Below are 14,655 nucleotides of genomic sequence, written 5' to 3'. Positions count from 1 at the left end.
TATTTATAAAACACTACTGAAATTTGATAAAATCTGATACTTTCAAGATTTCCTGTCCTCGCTCAATTTGAATCTTTGTAAGTGTACTTAACTCTTCAATGTTTCTCATGCGTATTGAAGCCTTTAATCTACGCCCACTATTATTTGAAGAGCCATTTTTGTAATAGTGGAATGGTAACGCTACCTCATCCTGAAAATATCCATCGTGTGCAAAATACAAGAAAACTGAATTTTTGAAAAACGTATGTGCATGATGGCCGTACCGTTCCAATTTGAGAGGCCCATTAACATTAATGCTAATGTGATTACAATCAAAATCGAAATACATGGATCCAATAGGAGTAGGGAGTACGAAGTCCTTATTTTTATAATCTGTTGTGTATTTTACCGAATAGGATCCAAAATCATCTGTTAACTTAAAGTTCATAGAACAAGCTACAAACCAATTACATAACTCATGGAAAAGTTTGTGATAAGGATGCCTAAAATGATAAATTATTTCATGCGGAGGGCGAGTATTGCTAGCAACCCATTTGTCATCAAAATATGTAGAAAAAGACATCTTGTGGGTCGTTATGCCAATCTTCTTTAAGTCTGAAACTTCAACTTCTTTCAAAGATAAAGCCTCTAACGTTTCCGTCAGCATTTTATACGCAATTTTTGCATTTTCATTTACGTTGATGCAAATTTCTAATGGACAACCTAACCCCGCATTAAATTCGCCTATCTTAATTTCGTAATCGAACATTATAGGTGCTATTTCTGCAAGTTGACGGACTAAATGTTGCATTGCAAGAGCCTCATTTCGTTTATTCAGCTCTAACATTCTCAAATTCATTGCAAATGTCGCTCCAGCCAATTCCGCCGATGCTCCCTTTGATTTAGTATAACTTATCAAGTTGTTCGTTGAGACAATAGCTTGTACAGTTACAAAACATTTACCTTCCACATAATTTTCGGATAGGCATTTGAATTCTTTGATATTGCCAGAAGCTATTGTGGCAATTTCATCCTTTACCAACTCGTCATTTAAGATTTCTGAATGACTTGATACAAAAACGCCAAAAGCCTGTTCTATAGCACTTCGCAATGCTACTTGAATAGCTTGTTCCTTGTTTTCTCCATCACCCATTACGGTTAATGTTACATCTCCTTCGTTTTTTTGTTTATCCTTGTTTTTTTCTTTTTTCTCTTTTTCCCTTAAATCTTTTGTATAATCCAATGCACATCTTAAAGATTGGCTATTGCTACGGTAGCTGTGCGCGCAAATATTTGCAAACGGCAGACTCACCAACAGTATCATAAAAAATACTGCTATTTTCCGAATTGAATTTTTAGTTACCATACCAATATTCTGTTATAGTTAATTACACGTGGTTGATGTTTCGCTCTTTCTACGGCAATATCACGACACGCCTTGATAATCAGCCGTTGGTTTGCCGCTCTTTGAGCATCCTGTGCCATCATCCGCTCGTGCCTGTCCTGATATTCCTGCACATATTGCGCCCATTGGCGTTTTTCACGCTCAATGTTGTCTTTATACTGCTGCATCTTGAATTCCCACTCCCTTTTATCTTCGATAAGCATCTTTTCCTTTATCTGCTCTGTCAGTTTTTGCACTTCAGGCATACAACTTGCGGCGAAGTTGATTTTAGACAGATATTCCATTGCCTTTTCTGCTCCCTGCTTATTGGGTTGCTCTGCCCATATTGTCTGGGCTTGTTGAAGGCAATATGCTCCATCTGCATTTATCCAATCATAATAGATGGACGGGGCTAATTCCGAACATTCCTTGTAACATTTGCTGCAAACATTTGGTACGGATGAAAGCAAGGTTAATGCTTCTTCATAGTTTTGCATACCTGCCAATTTTTTAGCTTCGGCAATGATTTCTTCACTGTTGGTTTCATAATAGCCTACTATTTTCTGTTTGCTTTCCTCCATAAAGGCTGTTATCTCCGCATTCCTCGGTTTTATGCTCTTTATGGCGGCGATATATGCCTTTGTCTCGCTTGTTCCGACACCCATTGCTGTTATGGTCATGGTGGAATAGAGCTTGTCGGTCTCAACATCTCCCATCATCAGAGTGATTTCCAATTTCTGTGAGATGCGTTGTGGAGGCCCTGCCACAATGTCTTTCGTTAGGACATTAATTCTTGCCGTAAGAATAAAACGTGTGATATATTCATTGTCTGCCACACCATTGGCAGTAACAATTTGCGCGAGCTTGGTATGAAGTAGTTTGGCTGTTTCATCGGACAAATCCTCATAAGGCGGAACATAAGGATTTATGGTAAGCCTGTCAACATCGTCCTTGAACTGTTGCGCATTGGCAACGGCAAAGAAAACAGAAACGAATAATAAAAGTACCGTTCTCATACGCAAAATACATTATTTTTCACCTAATACAAGAATTGCCTCACCTAATCCCCTCATCATCAACTTGGAAGTTATGTTATAAGGTGATTTACTTAAATACTTTTGCAGTCCCCTTGCAAAACTGCGAGCGTCTATATTGATACCTCTATCGTCTTTCAAAGGGATTTTCACTTGCTCAAATTGGGCAAAGTTCTCTGTCGCGTCCGTCAGGTTGAACTGTTGGTTAACCGTGTTTTCCTGCATCCAAACTAAAATATGATTAAGCAACTCATCATTGTCATATTCGCTTTCCAAATCCTGATCCCAACTATCCCATGTTCTTACCGTCAGCACAATTTCCCTGCCTTCTTTTTTCATTCTGTCATAAAAAGCGGTAAGTTGTTTGTCAAATGGCTTGATTTGTTTATTTATGGCCTTTTCCAATAATAAAGGTATATCGTCTGCATAATCTTGGCTTGTGCCTGTTGCAGTGGCTATACGTTTGCTTGTATATGCGTCAAATGCTTCTAACGTGAATGTCAAAGAAGCGTCATTCAATACCCAACCCACCTGAATAATAATATCGGCCTTGGCTCTACGTTTTAATATATCCAACGGGCTTTCTGTCAGTTGTGCGCCACTTGACTTACTGAATGTCGCATTATCTTCGGCAGCCCTTGTTGAGATGTTTTTCAATTCCATTTCGGCATCCTTGAGGCTATATCCTAAGCCAGTCATCAGTTCGCCAACTTTGCTTATTACAGGGTTTAATTCCAAATCCTCTTGAAAGGCTTGCTGATAGTTTGGTACTCGCACGGTTTCACCTTGATTCTCATAGGTAGTGGTAAAATAGCGTTGTGTACACCAATTATCACTTGGAAGAATCATCAGCGTGGGTTTCTTCTGCGCAAAAATAGAAAGGGAGAACATTAACAAAGCTATAATAGCCAACTCCCTACAATAAGAAATGTGTCTAGCTTGTGCCATAATGCTTTACTTGATAGCATCTATGGCCCTGCGATGCGATTTATGTTTAAGATTAAAAAGGCATAAAGAAGAAAAGTGAGGCCACCATCCACCTCATCCACCGTGTAGGGCTTCGACTCCCTTGTAATATAGATAAGGAGAATAGACAACCCCACTTTGGATGGTATATCGTTTAGACAATATACACACACCAAAGAGAGCGTCCTTCTCATCTTATTCTGATATTACCATACGGTGAGTTGTCGAAGTTCACACGGTCAGAATAAGCGAAAATGCGCTTTCTTTCAATATGTCCGTACACGCGCCATTAGGCTATGCACGTCACAAAGATAGTGATTTTCAAGAGAAGAACGCTCGTTTTTCTTAAAATAAATTATTCTAATGCCTAAAAATCAAGCAAATCATACGTTTGAAGCAACTCTTTTTCTCTGATACCCAAATAAATTTTGGTTATTGACACATTAGAATGGTTGAAAAGTTCAGACAACTTTATCAATGCCATATTTGCGTTTTCACCTGCACTTTCAAACACTTTTCGTCCGAATGTCTTTCTAAAAGTGTGAGTGGAAAAGTGTTCTATCTTCAAGTTATACTGTTTCTTTATCAATTTAAGCAGGACATTGATACGCTGAGTGCTATATACCATTTTCTTTTGGCTGATAAAACACTTCTCACTATCATTCTGTATATTCAGCGCATCATGGCATTTATGGATATGCTGCTGAAAGTCTGAATTGATTTTTACAACCCGTCGCTTTCCTGTTTTCTTCTCATTCAAAACGAACTTATCATCCGACAACAGCATCTCCCAAGTCAGCGTAAGAATATCGGATATCCTTAGCCCGAAGAAACAACCGCAACCAACCAACAAAGACATACGGTAATTGCCATCTCTATATAATTTACGGATAAGGCTCATAGCCGTGTCCCATTCCATATAGTCTGATGTTTGGTATCTATGATTCATTTGCTTCATAACATTCACTTTTAAACGATTCTACTTATTATTGAATGAGATTCGGTATATTATACTTACAATATTCTGATTTTCAATCCATATTCAAATATCTTAAAAAGCGAATATTGTTATGCAGCCATCCTTTGGCCGTTTCCTGATGGGAGTATGATTGCCATCAGTTTTGCTTTCTTCATTTCATATTGTTTGTTGGCTTCTTCGTCCTTACTCCAAAGATTAGCGTGTACATTTTCGTATGTTGCTTTCCAAAGTTCACGCAATGCCTTTTCAATAGTTGTATCTTTTATTAAGGCAACAAGTTCTACAAAATATCTCATACTTCCTCTTGCTTCATCAATTGCAGGGTGTGTATAATCTGCCATCATCCAATACCAGTCGTGGTTGTTCATTACTGCTAAAGCCTTGTTTATGATTTCTATTGTTGCCATATCTCTTTAAGATTTATTGTCATTACTTTGTTTCTTAATCACAATGCAAATATATGACATCTATTTAATATAAACAATTTTCTCAAGCTAAAGAGATCTAAAGAGATGACTTTTATTGATTATATATCATCTAATATTGTTTTCCATTTCAGAACAATATAAAAAAAGAGAAGAACATTATTATTCTGACTTGGAAAGGTAAGAAACGAAAAATGGAGCTTGATAAAGCCCCATTCACTTAATCTACAATACCGATTATTCTTTCTTCTTTGAATCCTCTCCACGCCATTTTCTGCAAGTCTATGTATGCAAACATTCCATAAAAGCGTTTGGGAATCCCTGTACCTACAACATTGGCTTTGACAGCATCCGATTGAAGTGTCCCAACCGCATATCTAATTGAACCATCCAACTTTTGATAGCAAAACCTAACCACTTCACCACGCATCATACGTTTCTTCAATGTTTCAATCATCATGCCCTTGCTGATGGAAGTTGCCGCATCCATTTCATAACCCATACACTTGATTGCCGACTTAACTACGTTTGCATTGCTAAATTGTATTGCCTTCATATCTATTTGCTTTTAATAGTTTTACTTGATTATCACAATACAAATATATGACATGTATTCATTATAAGCAAAAATGTAGATCTAAAGAGTCTAAAATAGATGATTTATATTTATTATATGCCATATTTATAATACCTTTGCAAAAAGCAAATTTATATGGAAACATCAGAGAAGAAAGAAAGAACAGTTATACACCTTCAAATGGGTGATGTGCATGAATACTTTGGAAGCGTGGCTAATGTATTTGAGTTTCATTCGGCAGAAGAGCTCGGCATTACTTATGGTTCATTGCGAAATTACGGCCTATCACCTAATAAGCCTTATATTAATAATAAGTGTATCATAAGAAAAGGAGTATTACATCAAAAAGCAGGTGGCAGAGGACAAATATTAAAAAAATAGCATTACATATAACTTCCTTTATTTTTCATTTTATTCCAAAACATTGGATATCGTGAGTAAAGTTCTTCTTTCTTTTGAAGGCAATCATTTTCCTTATATGATATGTCCGTTTGTCCATAATATTGCATAATAAGTTTTCGTAATTGATTGAATTTCTTTGCAATATTCTGATCTAAAAAATTGCAATGGTCTCGTATAAGCAAGACCAAACTTGCTTTTTCTATTTTAGAACATTCATTGATATGGTAAGAATCATTTATCTCATTTAGAATTTGTTCCACCTTATTCCGATGTAAGTAAGTAGGACATAATTTTTCTAATATTTCTTTTTTACTATATTCTTTTTCTATTGGATCTTTTTTCTTTGAAGATTCTTCATTCTTAATGGTAATATCCTCACCTAACTCTAAGCATAAATAAGTCATAATCTTATTAAAGTAATCCCGTAGATCTATATATGGAGTATATTCATAACTAAATCCTAATATTGATGTCATTAAGTTCAGAATATGACTCATGGATCTTATTGATGTTTGTAGTGATTTGTATAGTTTTCTGTGTAAATCGTCTAAACTTCCGAAATCTATGCTATCATAAATCGCTATAGATTTTTCATCTAATAATCTAATAATTTCAGTTAAAACCTTCTTGCAATATTGTAAGGATTTAGTGCGATTAATATGTAGAAGAAATGGCGATTCTGTTTCTATTAGTAAATAGTTGGAATACAAATCTATCTTTGCCAATTTATTTTCTATAACATTATGTATGCTATCAACCTCGTTTCTTTCTATCTCACTTTCTGTCATCAGTTTGATGGCTCTAAATGTTCTGTCTAATATAAGATATAAGTCATTTGAAATATATCTGTTTGACTCATATTTGTTGGTATATGATTCAAGAATGTTGATTTGGATAGAATATGTTCCATTCTCTCCTAAAAAGTATAGCTCTTGCAGCTTACTGTTAGATAGATATTTCCCTTCAACAATAAAGGATGCTAATACACTTAAGGGGTCAATATAAAATGAATGCACATTTTTGCTTGTGATAATTATACTCTTTTCTAATACATCATCACAACTGTAATACCCATAATATTTTTCTTGCGGTATATCAGTTATGTAGTATTCTATATGATAAGTGTATTTGAGCATATTGCTATTTTGCATTAAGTCTTTTCATCACAAATATACGGAATCTGAGAAAAATCCCTTCTTTTTTCCCATAAAATCCCCTCAAAAATCCCCTATTTTAAGATATACATCTAATAATCAACAAGTTAATTATTCTGTCTGAAAAATAATAACTTTTAGGAGAGTAAAGTGACGTACCTTTGCAATGTCGAAAGGATCCAAACGACAAAGATTAAATTTAAAATATAAAAAGATGAAAGAATATAAGAATAATACAGTATTTGAATATTCAACTTTAAATGAGATTGTTGAATATGGAATGAAAGCAGAAAAGCGTGAGTATTTGTACAAAAATCTGTGGATTGAGAAGGAATTGACTGTGTTCTTTGGGACAGCCAATGTAGGCAAAAGTATGATTGCAGTTCAGATTGCAGAAGAAATAGCAAAGAAAGGTAAGAAGGTGATGTATTTCGACTATGAGTTGTCAGAACAGCAGCTAAGCGACAGATATGAAACTGAAGATGGAGCAAGGCATTATGTCTTTTCGGAAAACTTACTTCGGCCAAACTTGGACATGGATAAGTATAGTCCTTCTTATAAAGAACGCTTGGAAAAATTGTTTCGGAGGATAGAAGAAGCAACGAAGTTGGGGATTAAGATTTTCATAGTGGATAATATAACTTATCTGAATCCCAACTTACAAAAAGGGAATGAAGCGGCAAAGTTTATTATTAATTTTAAGTCTAAAATGGAGATGCTGGGGATAAGTGTTCTATTGCTTGGGCATTCTCCCAAGGCTAAGGATAATGCAATACTTACCTTAGATAAACTTTCAGGGAGTAAAAACTTATCTAACTTCATAGATTCTTGCTTTGCTGTCGGCAAGGTTGAAGGAGAAAGAAAAGTTTATCTCAAGCAGCTTAAAGCAAGGAGTTGTGCTATCAGTATGGATGAGAATCATGTTCTTGTCGGTGCATTGACAAAGCGGGAAGATGGCTTCATAGAGTTTGCAGAAGAAGGATATGCCGTAGAAAAAGAGTTGTTAAAGGGAAAAGCTGATATAACTCCGCTAAAAGAACAGGCTTACAGACTATATAAAGAAGGTAAAAAGTTTAGAGAAATAGGTAGGAAGATAGGCGTAAGTGATAAGACTGCAAAGGCATGGGTTCTTGATTATATGGCTTACTTTATGGAGAAAGCTGATAATTCTTTGGAAAACAAAGAAATAGATCTAAAGAATGATAATAATTAGGTCAATGTTCTGTTTCGGTTTGTGACAATAATAGGTATAATTTAACTTTGATCATAGGATGAAGATAGATATAGGCATGGTAAAAGAAGATAAGAATTTTTCTGACATTGATAATAAAAAAGTAAGTGTGTTGGTAGATACTCTCTATGAGTATTCAGTATTAGTGTTTAACATTTATAATAAAGCAGTAGCATGAATAAAGTATTTGATTTAAAGGATTTTGCAAAAGGTGAGAAGGAAAGTGAAAGAATAGAGGGCGGAAATGCGTTGATCTATACTCGCGTTAGTTCAAGCGAACAGGTAGATGGTCAAAGTCTTGAAGTTCAGTTAGAAAAGTGTAGGGAGTATGCTGCTAAGCACTCCTACACCGTTCTCGGTGAATTCGGCGGAAGTTATGAATCTGCTAAGAGTGATAAGGAACGGAAAGAGTTTAACAGAATGCTTACTTTCATTAGGAAAAGTAAGATTAAGATTGATGTAGTAATTGTATTTAGTACTTCCCGTTTCAGTCGGACGGGAAGCACGACAATCATTGAAGAAGTGGAGGCAAGGGGAGCTTATGTAGTGTCGGCAACATCGACCTACGACCCTCGGACTCCTGTAGGAAAGTATATGCAGTTGATGGAGTTGGCTAATGCAAGGTTTCAGAACGATGAAAAGCGAGCTACTACCATAGAAAACAGTATAAAAGCCTTATTGAAAGGACGTTGGATTGGGAAAGCTCCAAGGGGTTATGACCAAAAAACAACGAAGAAAGAGCAGGTTATCACCATCAATGAAGAAGGAAAACTGTTGCGCAAGGCTTTCTTGTGGAAGGCTTATAACAAACTTTCTAATGAAGAAATCCGACATCGGTTAGCCTCTGAAGGCTTGATTATCTGCAAGCAGAAACTTTCAGAGGTATTTAAGAATCCTTTCTACTGTGGTTATATGGCTCATAAGTTTTTACAGGGCGATATAGTAAAGGGTAATCACCCTGCCCTTATTTCGGAAGAAATCTTCTTGAAGGTCAATGGTGAGTTGAGTAAGAATCATAGCGGCTATGAGTTGAAGATTGATAAAGACTATGCGCCATTGTTAGGTAGTATTAAATGCCCTTGCTGTGGGCATAACTTGACTGCTAGCATTTCTACGAAGATGCGCAAGCGGTTTGGACGCACTGACATAGGCTATTATGTATGTGGGCGCAAGGGGTGTAGATTCAATAGCTCCACACGGAAAGTGCATGAGGCTTTTGAAATTTTGCTGAATAGCTATGCTTTGTCAGACAAAGTAGAGAATCTGTTAAAGATACAGCTTGCTATGACTTTTGATGCAATGAATAAGGAAAATCAGGAGAGAGTAAAGGGCATCAAAGCAAATGTGAAGAAGAAAGAAAAAGAATTAGAGCAGGCTGAAACGAACTATGTGCTTTGCACTGATGCTAAGAAACAGAGAATATGTGAAAAGGTGATTGGAAGATTAGAGAATGAAATCAAAGATTTGAAGATAGAATTGGCTAACCTCGATACGGGAATATTGAACCTCGATAAATTTATTAATTTTGCCTTTAAAATGAGGTCTAACTTATTTGAATTGTGGCAATTACAAGGACTTGAAGGAAAACGGAAATTGCAAAAACTCTTATTTTCGGACGGATTTATCTATGATAAGAATTCGGGCGATATTGAACCTAAGAGTATCAATATGTTCTTTGTGTTAAATAGCTCATATACAAATCTTTATGTAGATAAAAACAAAAGGACGAACCGTGATTTTAACGATTCGTCCCTTAGAGTACCCGAAGCGGGACTTGAACCCGCACAGCCATTACTGGCCAAAGGATTTTAAGTCCTTCGTGTCTACCATTCCACCATCCGGGCAGCCTTATGAATAAAGAGCGGCAAACGAGACTCGAACTCGCGACCCCGACCTTGGCAAGGTCGTGCTCTACCAACTGAGCTATTGCCGCAATGGCTTTTTATGTAGAACGGCTGCAAAGATAGGAAGTTTCCCTTTGCTGCGCAACTTTTTTTCTTGAAAAGTTCGGTTTATGTTGGCTTATCTGCCTAACAAGGTTTTCTCCGCCTGTTCCATCCGTTCGAAATGGAAACCTTCCATCGTCTGTTGCATCAGTGCGGCGATGCGGTCGTTGCACAGGTTGCCGATGCTGCCTTCGTGGGTGTGGTGCACCTCTTTGACGGGTTTGAACTCGCCGGCTTCTATCTCCAGGCCCACTTTCTTGTAGGCGTCGCGGAAGGGCATGCCTTCACGTGCCAGGCGGTTCACCTCTTCCACGCTGAAGATGGGGTCGTAGCGCGGGTCGTCCAGGATGTGGGTGTTCACCTTGATTTCGTGCATGATGTAGGTAGTCATTTGCAGGCAGTCTTTCAGCTCCTGGAAGGCCGGCAGGAAGATTTCTTTGATGATTTGCAAGTCGCGGAAATAGCCCGACGGCAGGTTGTTGGCAATCATCATGATTTGTTGCGGCAACGCCTGCAGTTTGTTGCATTTGGCGCGTGTCAGCTCAAATACGTCGGGATTCTTCTTGTGCGGCATGATGCTGGACCCCGTGGTGCAGTCGTCGGGCAGCTTCACGAAGCCGAAGTTCTGGCTGTTGAACAGGCAGGCGTCATAGGCCAGCTTGGACAGTGTCCCGGCGATGGTGGCCAAGGCAAAGGCTACGTTGCGTTCCATTTTGGCGCGCCCCATCTGGGCATAGACCACGTTGTAGTTCATCGAGTCGAAACCCAACAGCTCCGTGGTCATCGTGCGGTTCAGCGGAAACGACGAACCGTATCCGGCAGCCGAGCCCAGCGGATTGCGGTTGCACAGGCGGAAGGCCGCTTGCAGGAACAGCATGTCGTCTGCCAGGCTTTCGGCATAGGCTCCGAACCACAGGCCGAAGGACGACGGCATGGCCACCTGCAAATGCGTGTAGCCCGGCATCAGTACGTCCTTGTAGGTCTCGCTCTGCCGGAGCAGCACGCCGAACAGTTGTTCTACCGCCTCGGCAATGTCTTTGATTTGGGCACGGGTGAAAAGCTTCAGGTCCAGCAGCACCTGGTCGTTGCGCGAACGTCCGCTGTGTATCTTTTTCCCTATGTCGCCCAGCCGGCGTGTCAGCATCAGCTCCACCTGCGAATGTACATCTTCTACTCCGTCTTCTATCACGAACTCACCCCGCTCGGCCGTGGCGTAAATGTTTTTCATCTCCGCCAGCAGCAGTTTCAGTTCGTCGGCCGTCAGCAGGCCGATGCTTTCCAGCATGGTGATGTGAGCCATGGAGCCTAACACGTCGTATTTGGCCAGATAGAGGTCCATCTCACGGTCGTGCCCCACGGTGAAGCGTTCGATGTCTTTATTGATTTCTACGGATTTCTCCCAAAGTTTCAGAGCCATATAAATGAAGAATGATGAATGAAGAATAATGATGCTTCTGTTTTCGTCCCCTGCTCCTTATTCGTAGGGAATCACGGCCAGCATGTCTGCCATCTTTTCCAGGCCTTCCTGCAAAGGCTTCTGTACCATGGCTTTCATGAACGGGTTCAAGTCCATGCCGATGGTCAGTTTCATTTTACATTCCGTTTCTGTAACAGGCAAAATCTGTATCCACAGGTTGAAGGGCAGGGGCGAGGCCGTTGTTCCGAATTTAATGCACTTCTCCGGTTCACGCTCTACAATCTGCAGGGTAATGCGTCCCACGGGCGCCGCTTCGAAGCTAAGCGAATCGGCGTCGAACGTCAGTCCTTTTACCTTATCTTCCGGGATGCGGTCTTTGATTTTCTCCAAATTGTTCAAGTCGGACAATTTGGCATACACGGCCGCCTGTGGGGCGGACACGTGTTTGATGCTGCTTTCAAATTTGGTCATTCGCGGTCTTTATTTGGCTGCGTCCCAGTGGGCGGGGTCTTTTCGCCATTCGTTCAGTGTTTCGATGTCTTGCTCTTCGATGTAGCCTGTGCGCAGTGCCACGTCCATCACTGCTTCGTAGTTGGTCAGGGTCACCAGGGGGACTTTAGCCTCTTTGAATGATTTTTCGGCTATGGGGAATCCGTAGGTGTAGGCGGCCACCATGCCGATGACTTCACATCCGTCGCGGCGGATGGCATCGACTGCCTTCAGGCTGCTGCCGCCTGTCGATATGAGGTCTTCCACCACTACCACCTTCATGCCCGGGCGCAATTCACCTTCTATCAGGTTTTCCAAGCCGTGGTCTTTCGGTGTGGAGCGTACATAGACAAAGGGCAGATTCAATGCGTCGGCCACCAATGCTCCCTGCGGGATGGCGCCCGTTGCTACGCCGGCGATGGCATCCACTTGTCCGAAACGTTCCAGAATCAGGCGTGTGATTTCGATCTTCACAAAACTGCGAAGGGAAGGATAGGACAATGTCTTGCGGTTGTCGCAATAGAAGGGCGACTTCCAGCCCGAAGCCCAAGTGAACGGGTTGGCCGGTTGAATCTTAATAGCTTTGATTTTTAGCAGTTTCTCAGCGAACAGTCTTTCTAAGGTTTTCATAGCTAACCAAATGTTTAAGTGATCAAATCAAGTGCAAAAGTAAATAAATGGAATGACATAAGAAAAGAGTAAGGCGATATTTTTTTCAGCGTGTTTATTTGTCTTACCATTCATCTTCGTCCACGCTCCCTATACAAAGGCGGATGTCATCGGCTGAAAAGCCTCGTCCCAATGCGAACCGGGTCAGTTTGGCACGACATTCATAACCGTCGGCGATGTGAAGGCTTTTCTTTTTTGACTCCAGCAGGGCTTTCAGTACGGCCAAATATTCTTCGGTGTCTATCCCGGCCAGCAGTGGCTGGTAGACAGCCGGGTCTATCCGTTTCTGGCGCAGGGCCAGGCCGATTTTCTGTTTCCCCCATTTGGCAAAACGGAATTTGTCCTGGATGAAAGCGCGGCTGTAACGTCTCTCATCGATGAACTTGTCTTGCTCCAGCCGGTCGGCAATCCGGTCGGCCATGTCGTAGGGCACTCCCTTGCGCACGAGCTTGTCGGTCACTTCGCTACGGCAATGTTCGGCTTGTGCACAATAGGCCTCCATGCGTTTCAGTTCTTTGTTTTCGTCTATCTCGTCCATAAGTAAATAGCCCCTCCCCATCCTTCCCTCGTGGGGAGGGGGCTTAACCAAATTGTTTATGTAATATGCTCCGGCTATCTACCCCGCGGAAGGGGGTGTGCTGAGCGAACCATCTCTGTAACATGCTCTTAATATGCTCCGATTACCTCCCCCACAGGGGGAGGAGGGAGGGGGCTTGGGCCATGGCGAAACGGTCGTTCCCACTCAAATCCTTTTCAATCCGTATGTCTGTATAACCCAGTCCTTCCAGCAGTGCCGCCATTTCCCGGCCGTATGTGCGGTTGATTTCAAAATACAGCCGTCCGCCCGGCCGGAGCCATTTTAGTCCCAGTTGTGCTATGTGCCGGTAAAAAAGAAGCGGGTCACCGTCGGGCACGAAAAGTGCCCCGGCTGGCTCGTACAGCAGCACGTTGGGCGACATGCCGGCCTCTTCGGATTCGGTCACGTAAGGCGGGTTGCTGACCATAACGTCGAAAGCTGTCTCAGTTTCTTTGGGGCAAGCCAAGACATCCTGTTGCCTGAATGTGACCTTGGCATCCCACCTTTCGCTGTTGGCACGCGCCACGGCCAAGGCTTCCGGCGAGATGTCCCACGCCTCGACGTATGCGCCGGGCACCTCCAGGGCCAGTGTGACGGCGATGCATCCGCTGCCAGTACCGATGTCCAGCAGGCGTGCCCCCGGCGAGGTCTCTTTCAGCATGAGTTCCACCAGCTCTTCAGTCTCCGGCCGCGGAATCAGTACACCGGGGCCTACACGGAAGTCGCGTCCCAGGAAACGGGCTTTCCCTTCTATGTATTGCAGAGGCTCGAAGCGCAGCAAGCGTTGCACGATGTCGTCCAGCCGTTGCCCGGCTTCTGCGTCCGGGCGGAGCGGCTCGTTCAGCACATAGTCTGCCGGCCGCTGCCCCATCATCTCGCAGCATACGATGCGTGCCAAGGCGGCCGCTTCGCGGTCGTCGTATTTGGCTTTCAACAGGTTGCGCAGATTGGCTGGGGTCAGGTTCATGCTGTTCCGGATTTTGTGGGCGCAAAAGTAATGTTTTTCTTTTAAATACTTCGCCCTTCCTCTTCGAAATGTTTGGGAGCGGTGCCTGTTTCCGGCCGGGCGCATGGGTGGGGGAGATGGAATGGTAAATAATCTGTATATCGGTACGCTCCAAATTCGTTCCATGTTCGTTCTTTGTTCGTTTCTAAGCACTCGAACTTGGTACGACTTTGGTAGGACTTTGGTCCCTGGGTGGCTCGGGAGAGATAGACAGGTAATAAATATGTACGATTTCTGGTCTTGTGAGGAGCTTGGGGCTGTTGTTGTGCAGTGTGGCAGGAGGGTTATAATGTTAAAAGGTTGGGTAATGCTTAGAGTCGGTTTTAAAATCGCTCTCTCTGTCTTGTTGGGCATTGTTCTCCCCCTCCAAACGGGGGAGCAAAGAGGGGGGGTGAAGCGTAGTCGAAACATCTCCCTAAT

Annotated in this window: 15 protein-coding genes, 2 tRNA genes and 1 pseudogene; 4 read left to right on the top strand and 14 right to left on the bottom strand. The window is 41.7% G+C overall.

Annotation, left to right across the window (positions count from 1 at the left end; translation table 11 throughout):
- Nucleotides 1-13: 13 nt before the first annotated feature.
- The 6 genes from M3090_RS03670 to M3090_RS03645 form a co-directional block, all read right to left on the bottom strand.
- The gene (locus tag M3090_RS03670) at nucleotides 14-1,345 is read right to left on the bottom strand and encodes a hypothetical protein (RefSeq protein WP_249054043.1); all 1,332 of its coding nucleotides are present in this window, start codon (nucleotides 1,343-1,345) and stop codon (nucleotides 14-16) included.
- The gene (locus M3090_RS03665; protein ID WP_249054042.1) at nucleotides 1,339-2,379 is read right to left on the bottom strand and encodes a hypothetical protein; all 1,041 of its coding nucleotides are present in this window, start codon (nucleotides 2,377-2,379) and stop codon (nucleotides 1,339-1,341) included. Before M3090_RS03665 ends, M3090_RS03670 begins: the two co-directional genes overlap by 7 nt.
- A gap of 12 nt (nucleotides 2,380-2,391) precedes the next feature.
- Nucleotides 2,392-3,345: a DUF6175 family protein gene (locus tag M3090_RS03660; RefSeq protein ID WP_249054041.1), complete on the bottom strand. Its 954-nt coding sequence runs from the start codon at nucleotides 3,343-3,345 to the stop codon at nucleotides 2,392-2,394.
- A 385-nt stretch (nucleotides 3,346-3,730) separates the two neighbouring features.
- Nucleotides 3,731-4,312, bottom strand: a complete 582-nt coding sequence (locus tag M3090_RS03655; RefSeq protein WP_249054188.1) for a tyrosine-type recombinase/integrase — start codon at nucleotides 4,310-4,312, stop codon at nucleotides 3,731-3,733.
- Nucleotides 4,313-4,431: 119 nt separating this feature from the next.
- The gene (locus M3090_RS03650; protein ID WP_249054040.1) at nucleotides 4,432-4,749 is read right to left on the bottom strand and encodes a hypothetical protein; all 318 of its coding nucleotides are present in this window, start codon (nucleotides 4,747-4,749) and stop codon (nucleotides 4,432-4,434) included.
- Nucleotides 4,750-4,987: 238 nt separating this feature from the next.
- Entirely contained in the window at nucleotides 4,988-5,323 is a 336-nt protein-coding gene (locus M3090_RS03645; RefSeq protein WP_249054039.1) for an SH3 beta-barrel fold-containing protein, read from the bottom strand.
- A gap of 156 nt (nucleotides 5,324-5,479) precedes the next feature.
- Between M3090_RS03645 and M3090_RS03640 the strand changes: the two genes are divergently transcribed.
- Nucleotides 5,480-5,725 carry a hypothetical protein gene (locus tag M3090_RS03640; protein ID WP_249054038.1) on the top strand — a complete coding sequence of 82 codons (246 nt, stop codon included), beginning with the start codon at nucleotides 5,480-5,482 and terminating at the stop codon, nucleotides 5,723-5,725.
- A 2-nt stretch (nucleotides 5,726-5,727) separates the two neighbouring features.
- Here the strand turns inward: M3090_RS03640 and M3090_RS03635 are convergent, their stop codons facing one another.
- Nucleotides 5,728-6,897 carry a hypothetical protein gene (locus M3090_RS03635; protein WP_249054037.1) on the bottom strand — a complete coding sequence of 390 codons (1,170 nt, stop codon included), beginning with the start codon at nucleotides 6,895-6,897 and terminating at the stop codon, nucleotides 5,728-5,730.
- A 217-nt stretch (nucleotides 6,898-7,114) separates the two neighbouring features.
- Between M3090_RS03635 and M3090_RS03630 the strand changes: the two genes are divergently transcribed.
- The 3 genes and pseudogenes from M3090_RS03630 to M3090_RS15975 form a co-directional block, all read left to right on the top strand.
- The gene (locus M3090_RS03630) at nucleotides 7,115-8,113 is read left to right on the top strand and encodes an AAA family ATPase (protein WP_249054036.1); all 999 of its coding nucleotides are present in this window, start codon (nucleotides 7,115-7,117) and stop codon (nucleotides 8,111-8,113) included.
- A 58-nt stretch (nucleotides 8,114-8,171) separates the two neighbouring features.
- Nucleotides 8,172-8,309: a hypothetical protein gene (locus M3090_RS03625; RefSeq protein WP_249054035.1), complete on the top strand. Its 138-nt coding sequence runs from the start codon at nucleotides 8,172-8,174 to the stop codon at nucleotides 8,307-8,309.
- Nucleotides 8,306-9,133, top strand: a pseudogene (locus M3090_RS15975) (recombinase family protein); the annotation flags it as partial. The gene M3090_RS03625 and the pseudogene M3090_RS15975, both read left to right, overlap by 4 nt.
- Nucleotides 9,134-9,890: 757 nt before the next feature.
- Here the strand turns inward: M3090_RS15975 and M3090_RS03620 are convergent.
- The 7 genes from M3090_RS03620 to prmC form a co-directional block, all read right to left on the bottom strand.
- Nucleotides 9,891-9,975 (bottom strand) — tRNA-Leu (locus M3090_RS03620).
- A 16-nt stretch (nucleotides 9,976-9,991) separates the two neighbouring features.
- Nucleotides 9,992-10,064: transfer RNA gene (locus M3090_RS03615), tRNA-Gly, on the bottom strand.
- 89 nt (nucleotides 10,065-10,153) lie between these two features.
- The gene (gene argH / locus M3090_RS03610; RefSeq protein ID WP_249054034.1) at nucleotides 10,154-11,494 is read right to left on the bottom strand and encodes an argininosuccinate lyase; all 1,341 of its coding nucleotides are present in this window, start codon (nucleotides 11,492-11,494) and stop codon (nucleotides 10,154-10,156) included.
- 57 nt (nucleotides 11,495-11,551) lie between these two features.
- Nucleotides 11,552-11,965: an SRPBCC family protein gene (locus M3090_RS03605; RefSeq protein WP_249054033.1), complete on the bottom strand. Its 414-nt coding sequence runs from the start codon at nucleotides 11,963-11,965 to the stop codon at nucleotides 11,552-11,554.
- 9 nt (nucleotides 11,966-11,974) lie between these two features.
- Entirely contained in the window at nucleotides 11,975-12,613 is a 639-nt protein-coding gene (gene pyrE / locus M3090_RS03600; RefSeq protein ID WP_249054032.1) for an orotate phosphoribosyltransferase, read from the bottom strand.
- A 103-nt stretch (nucleotides 12,614-12,716) separates the two neighbouring features.
- Nucleotides 12,717-13,190 (bottom strand): regulatory protein RecX, encoded by a 474-nt coding sequence (locus M3090_RS03595; RefSeq protein ID WP_249054031.1) that lies wholly within the window; start codon nucleotides 13,188-13,190, stop codon nucleotides 12,717-12,719.
- Between the two features lie 142 nt (nucleotides 13,191-13,332).
- The gene (gene prmC / locus M3090_RS03590) at nucleotides 13,333-14,196 is read right to left on the bottom strand and encodes a peptide chain release factor N(5)-glutamine methyltransferase (protein WP_249054030.1); all 864 of its coding nucleotides are present in this window, start codon (nucleotides 14,194-14,196) and stop codon (nucleotides 13,333-13,335) included.
- Nucleotides 14,197-14,655: the final 459 nt, after the last annotated feature.

This window comes from Bacteroides sp. ET71, assembly GCF_023336905.1.
In the GTDB taxonomy this organism is placed as follows: Bacteria; Bacteroidota; Bacteroidia; order Bacteroidales; family Bacteroidaceae; genus Bacteroides.
Note: the sequence above shows the minus strand (reverse complement) of the source record. Positions and strands in the feature narration are given on the sequence as shown.

Bases quoted from the DNA above. Each gene is read 5' to 3' on its own strand.
- M3090_RS03660 (WP_249054041.1), bottom strand. From the start codon at position 3,345: ATGGCACAAGCTAGACACATTTCTTATTGTAGGGAGTTGGCTATTATA.
- M3090_RS03650 (WP_249054040.1), bottom strand. From the start codon at position 4,749: ATGGCAACAATAGAAATCATAAACAAGGCTTTAGCAGTAATGAACAAC.
- M3090_RS03655 (WP_249054188.1), bottom strand. From the start codon at position 4,312: ATGAATCATAGATACCAAACATCAGACTATATGGAATGGGACACGGCT.
- M3090_RS03605 (WP_249054033.1), bottom strand. From the start codon at position 11,965: ATGACCAAATTTGAAAGCAGCATCAAACACGTGTCCGCCCCACAGGCG.
- argH (WP_249054034.1), bottom strand. From the start codon at position 11,494: ATGGCTCTGAAACTTTGGGAGAAATCCGTAGAAATCAATAAAGACATC.
- M3090_RS03595 (WP_249054031.1), bottom strand. From the start codon at position 13,190: ATGGACGAGATAGACGAAAACAAAGAACTGAAACGCATGGAGGCCTAT.
- M3090_RS03630 (WP_249054036.1), top strand. From the start codon at position 7,115: ATGAAAGAATATAAGAATAATACAGTATTTGAATATTCAACTTTAAAT.
- M3090_RS03665 (WP_249054042.1), bottom strand. From the start codon at position 2,379: ATGAGAACGGTACTTTTATTATTCGTTTCTGTTTTCTTTGCCGTTGCC.
- M3090_RS03625 (WP_249054035.1), top strand. From the start codon at position 8,172: ATGAAGATAGATATAGGCATGGTAAAAGAAGATAAGAATTTTTCTGAC.
- M3090_RS03635 (WP_249054037.1), bottom strand. From the start codon at position 6,897: ATGCAAAATAGCAATATGCTCAAATACACTTATCATATAGAATACTAC.
- M3090_RS03670 (WP_249054043.1), bottom strand. From the start codon at position 1,345: ATGGTAACTAAAAATTCAATTCGGAAAATAGCAGTATTTTTTATGATA.
- M3090_RS03640 (WP_249054038.1), top strand. From the start codon at position 5,480: ATGGAAACATCAGAGAAGAAAGAAAGAACAGTTATACACCTTCAAATG.
- pyrE (WP_249054032.1), bottom strand. From the start codon at position 12,613: ATGAAAACCTTAGAAAGACTGTTCGCTGAGAAACTGCTAAAAATCAAA.
- M3090_RS03645 (WP_249054039.1), bottom strand. From the start codon at position 5,323: ATGAAGGCAATACAATTTAGCAATGCAAACGTAGTTAAGTCGGCAATC.
- prmC (WP_249054030.1), bottom strand. From the start codon at position 14,196: ATGAACCTGACCCCAGCCAATCTGCGCAACCTGTTGAAAGCCAAATAC.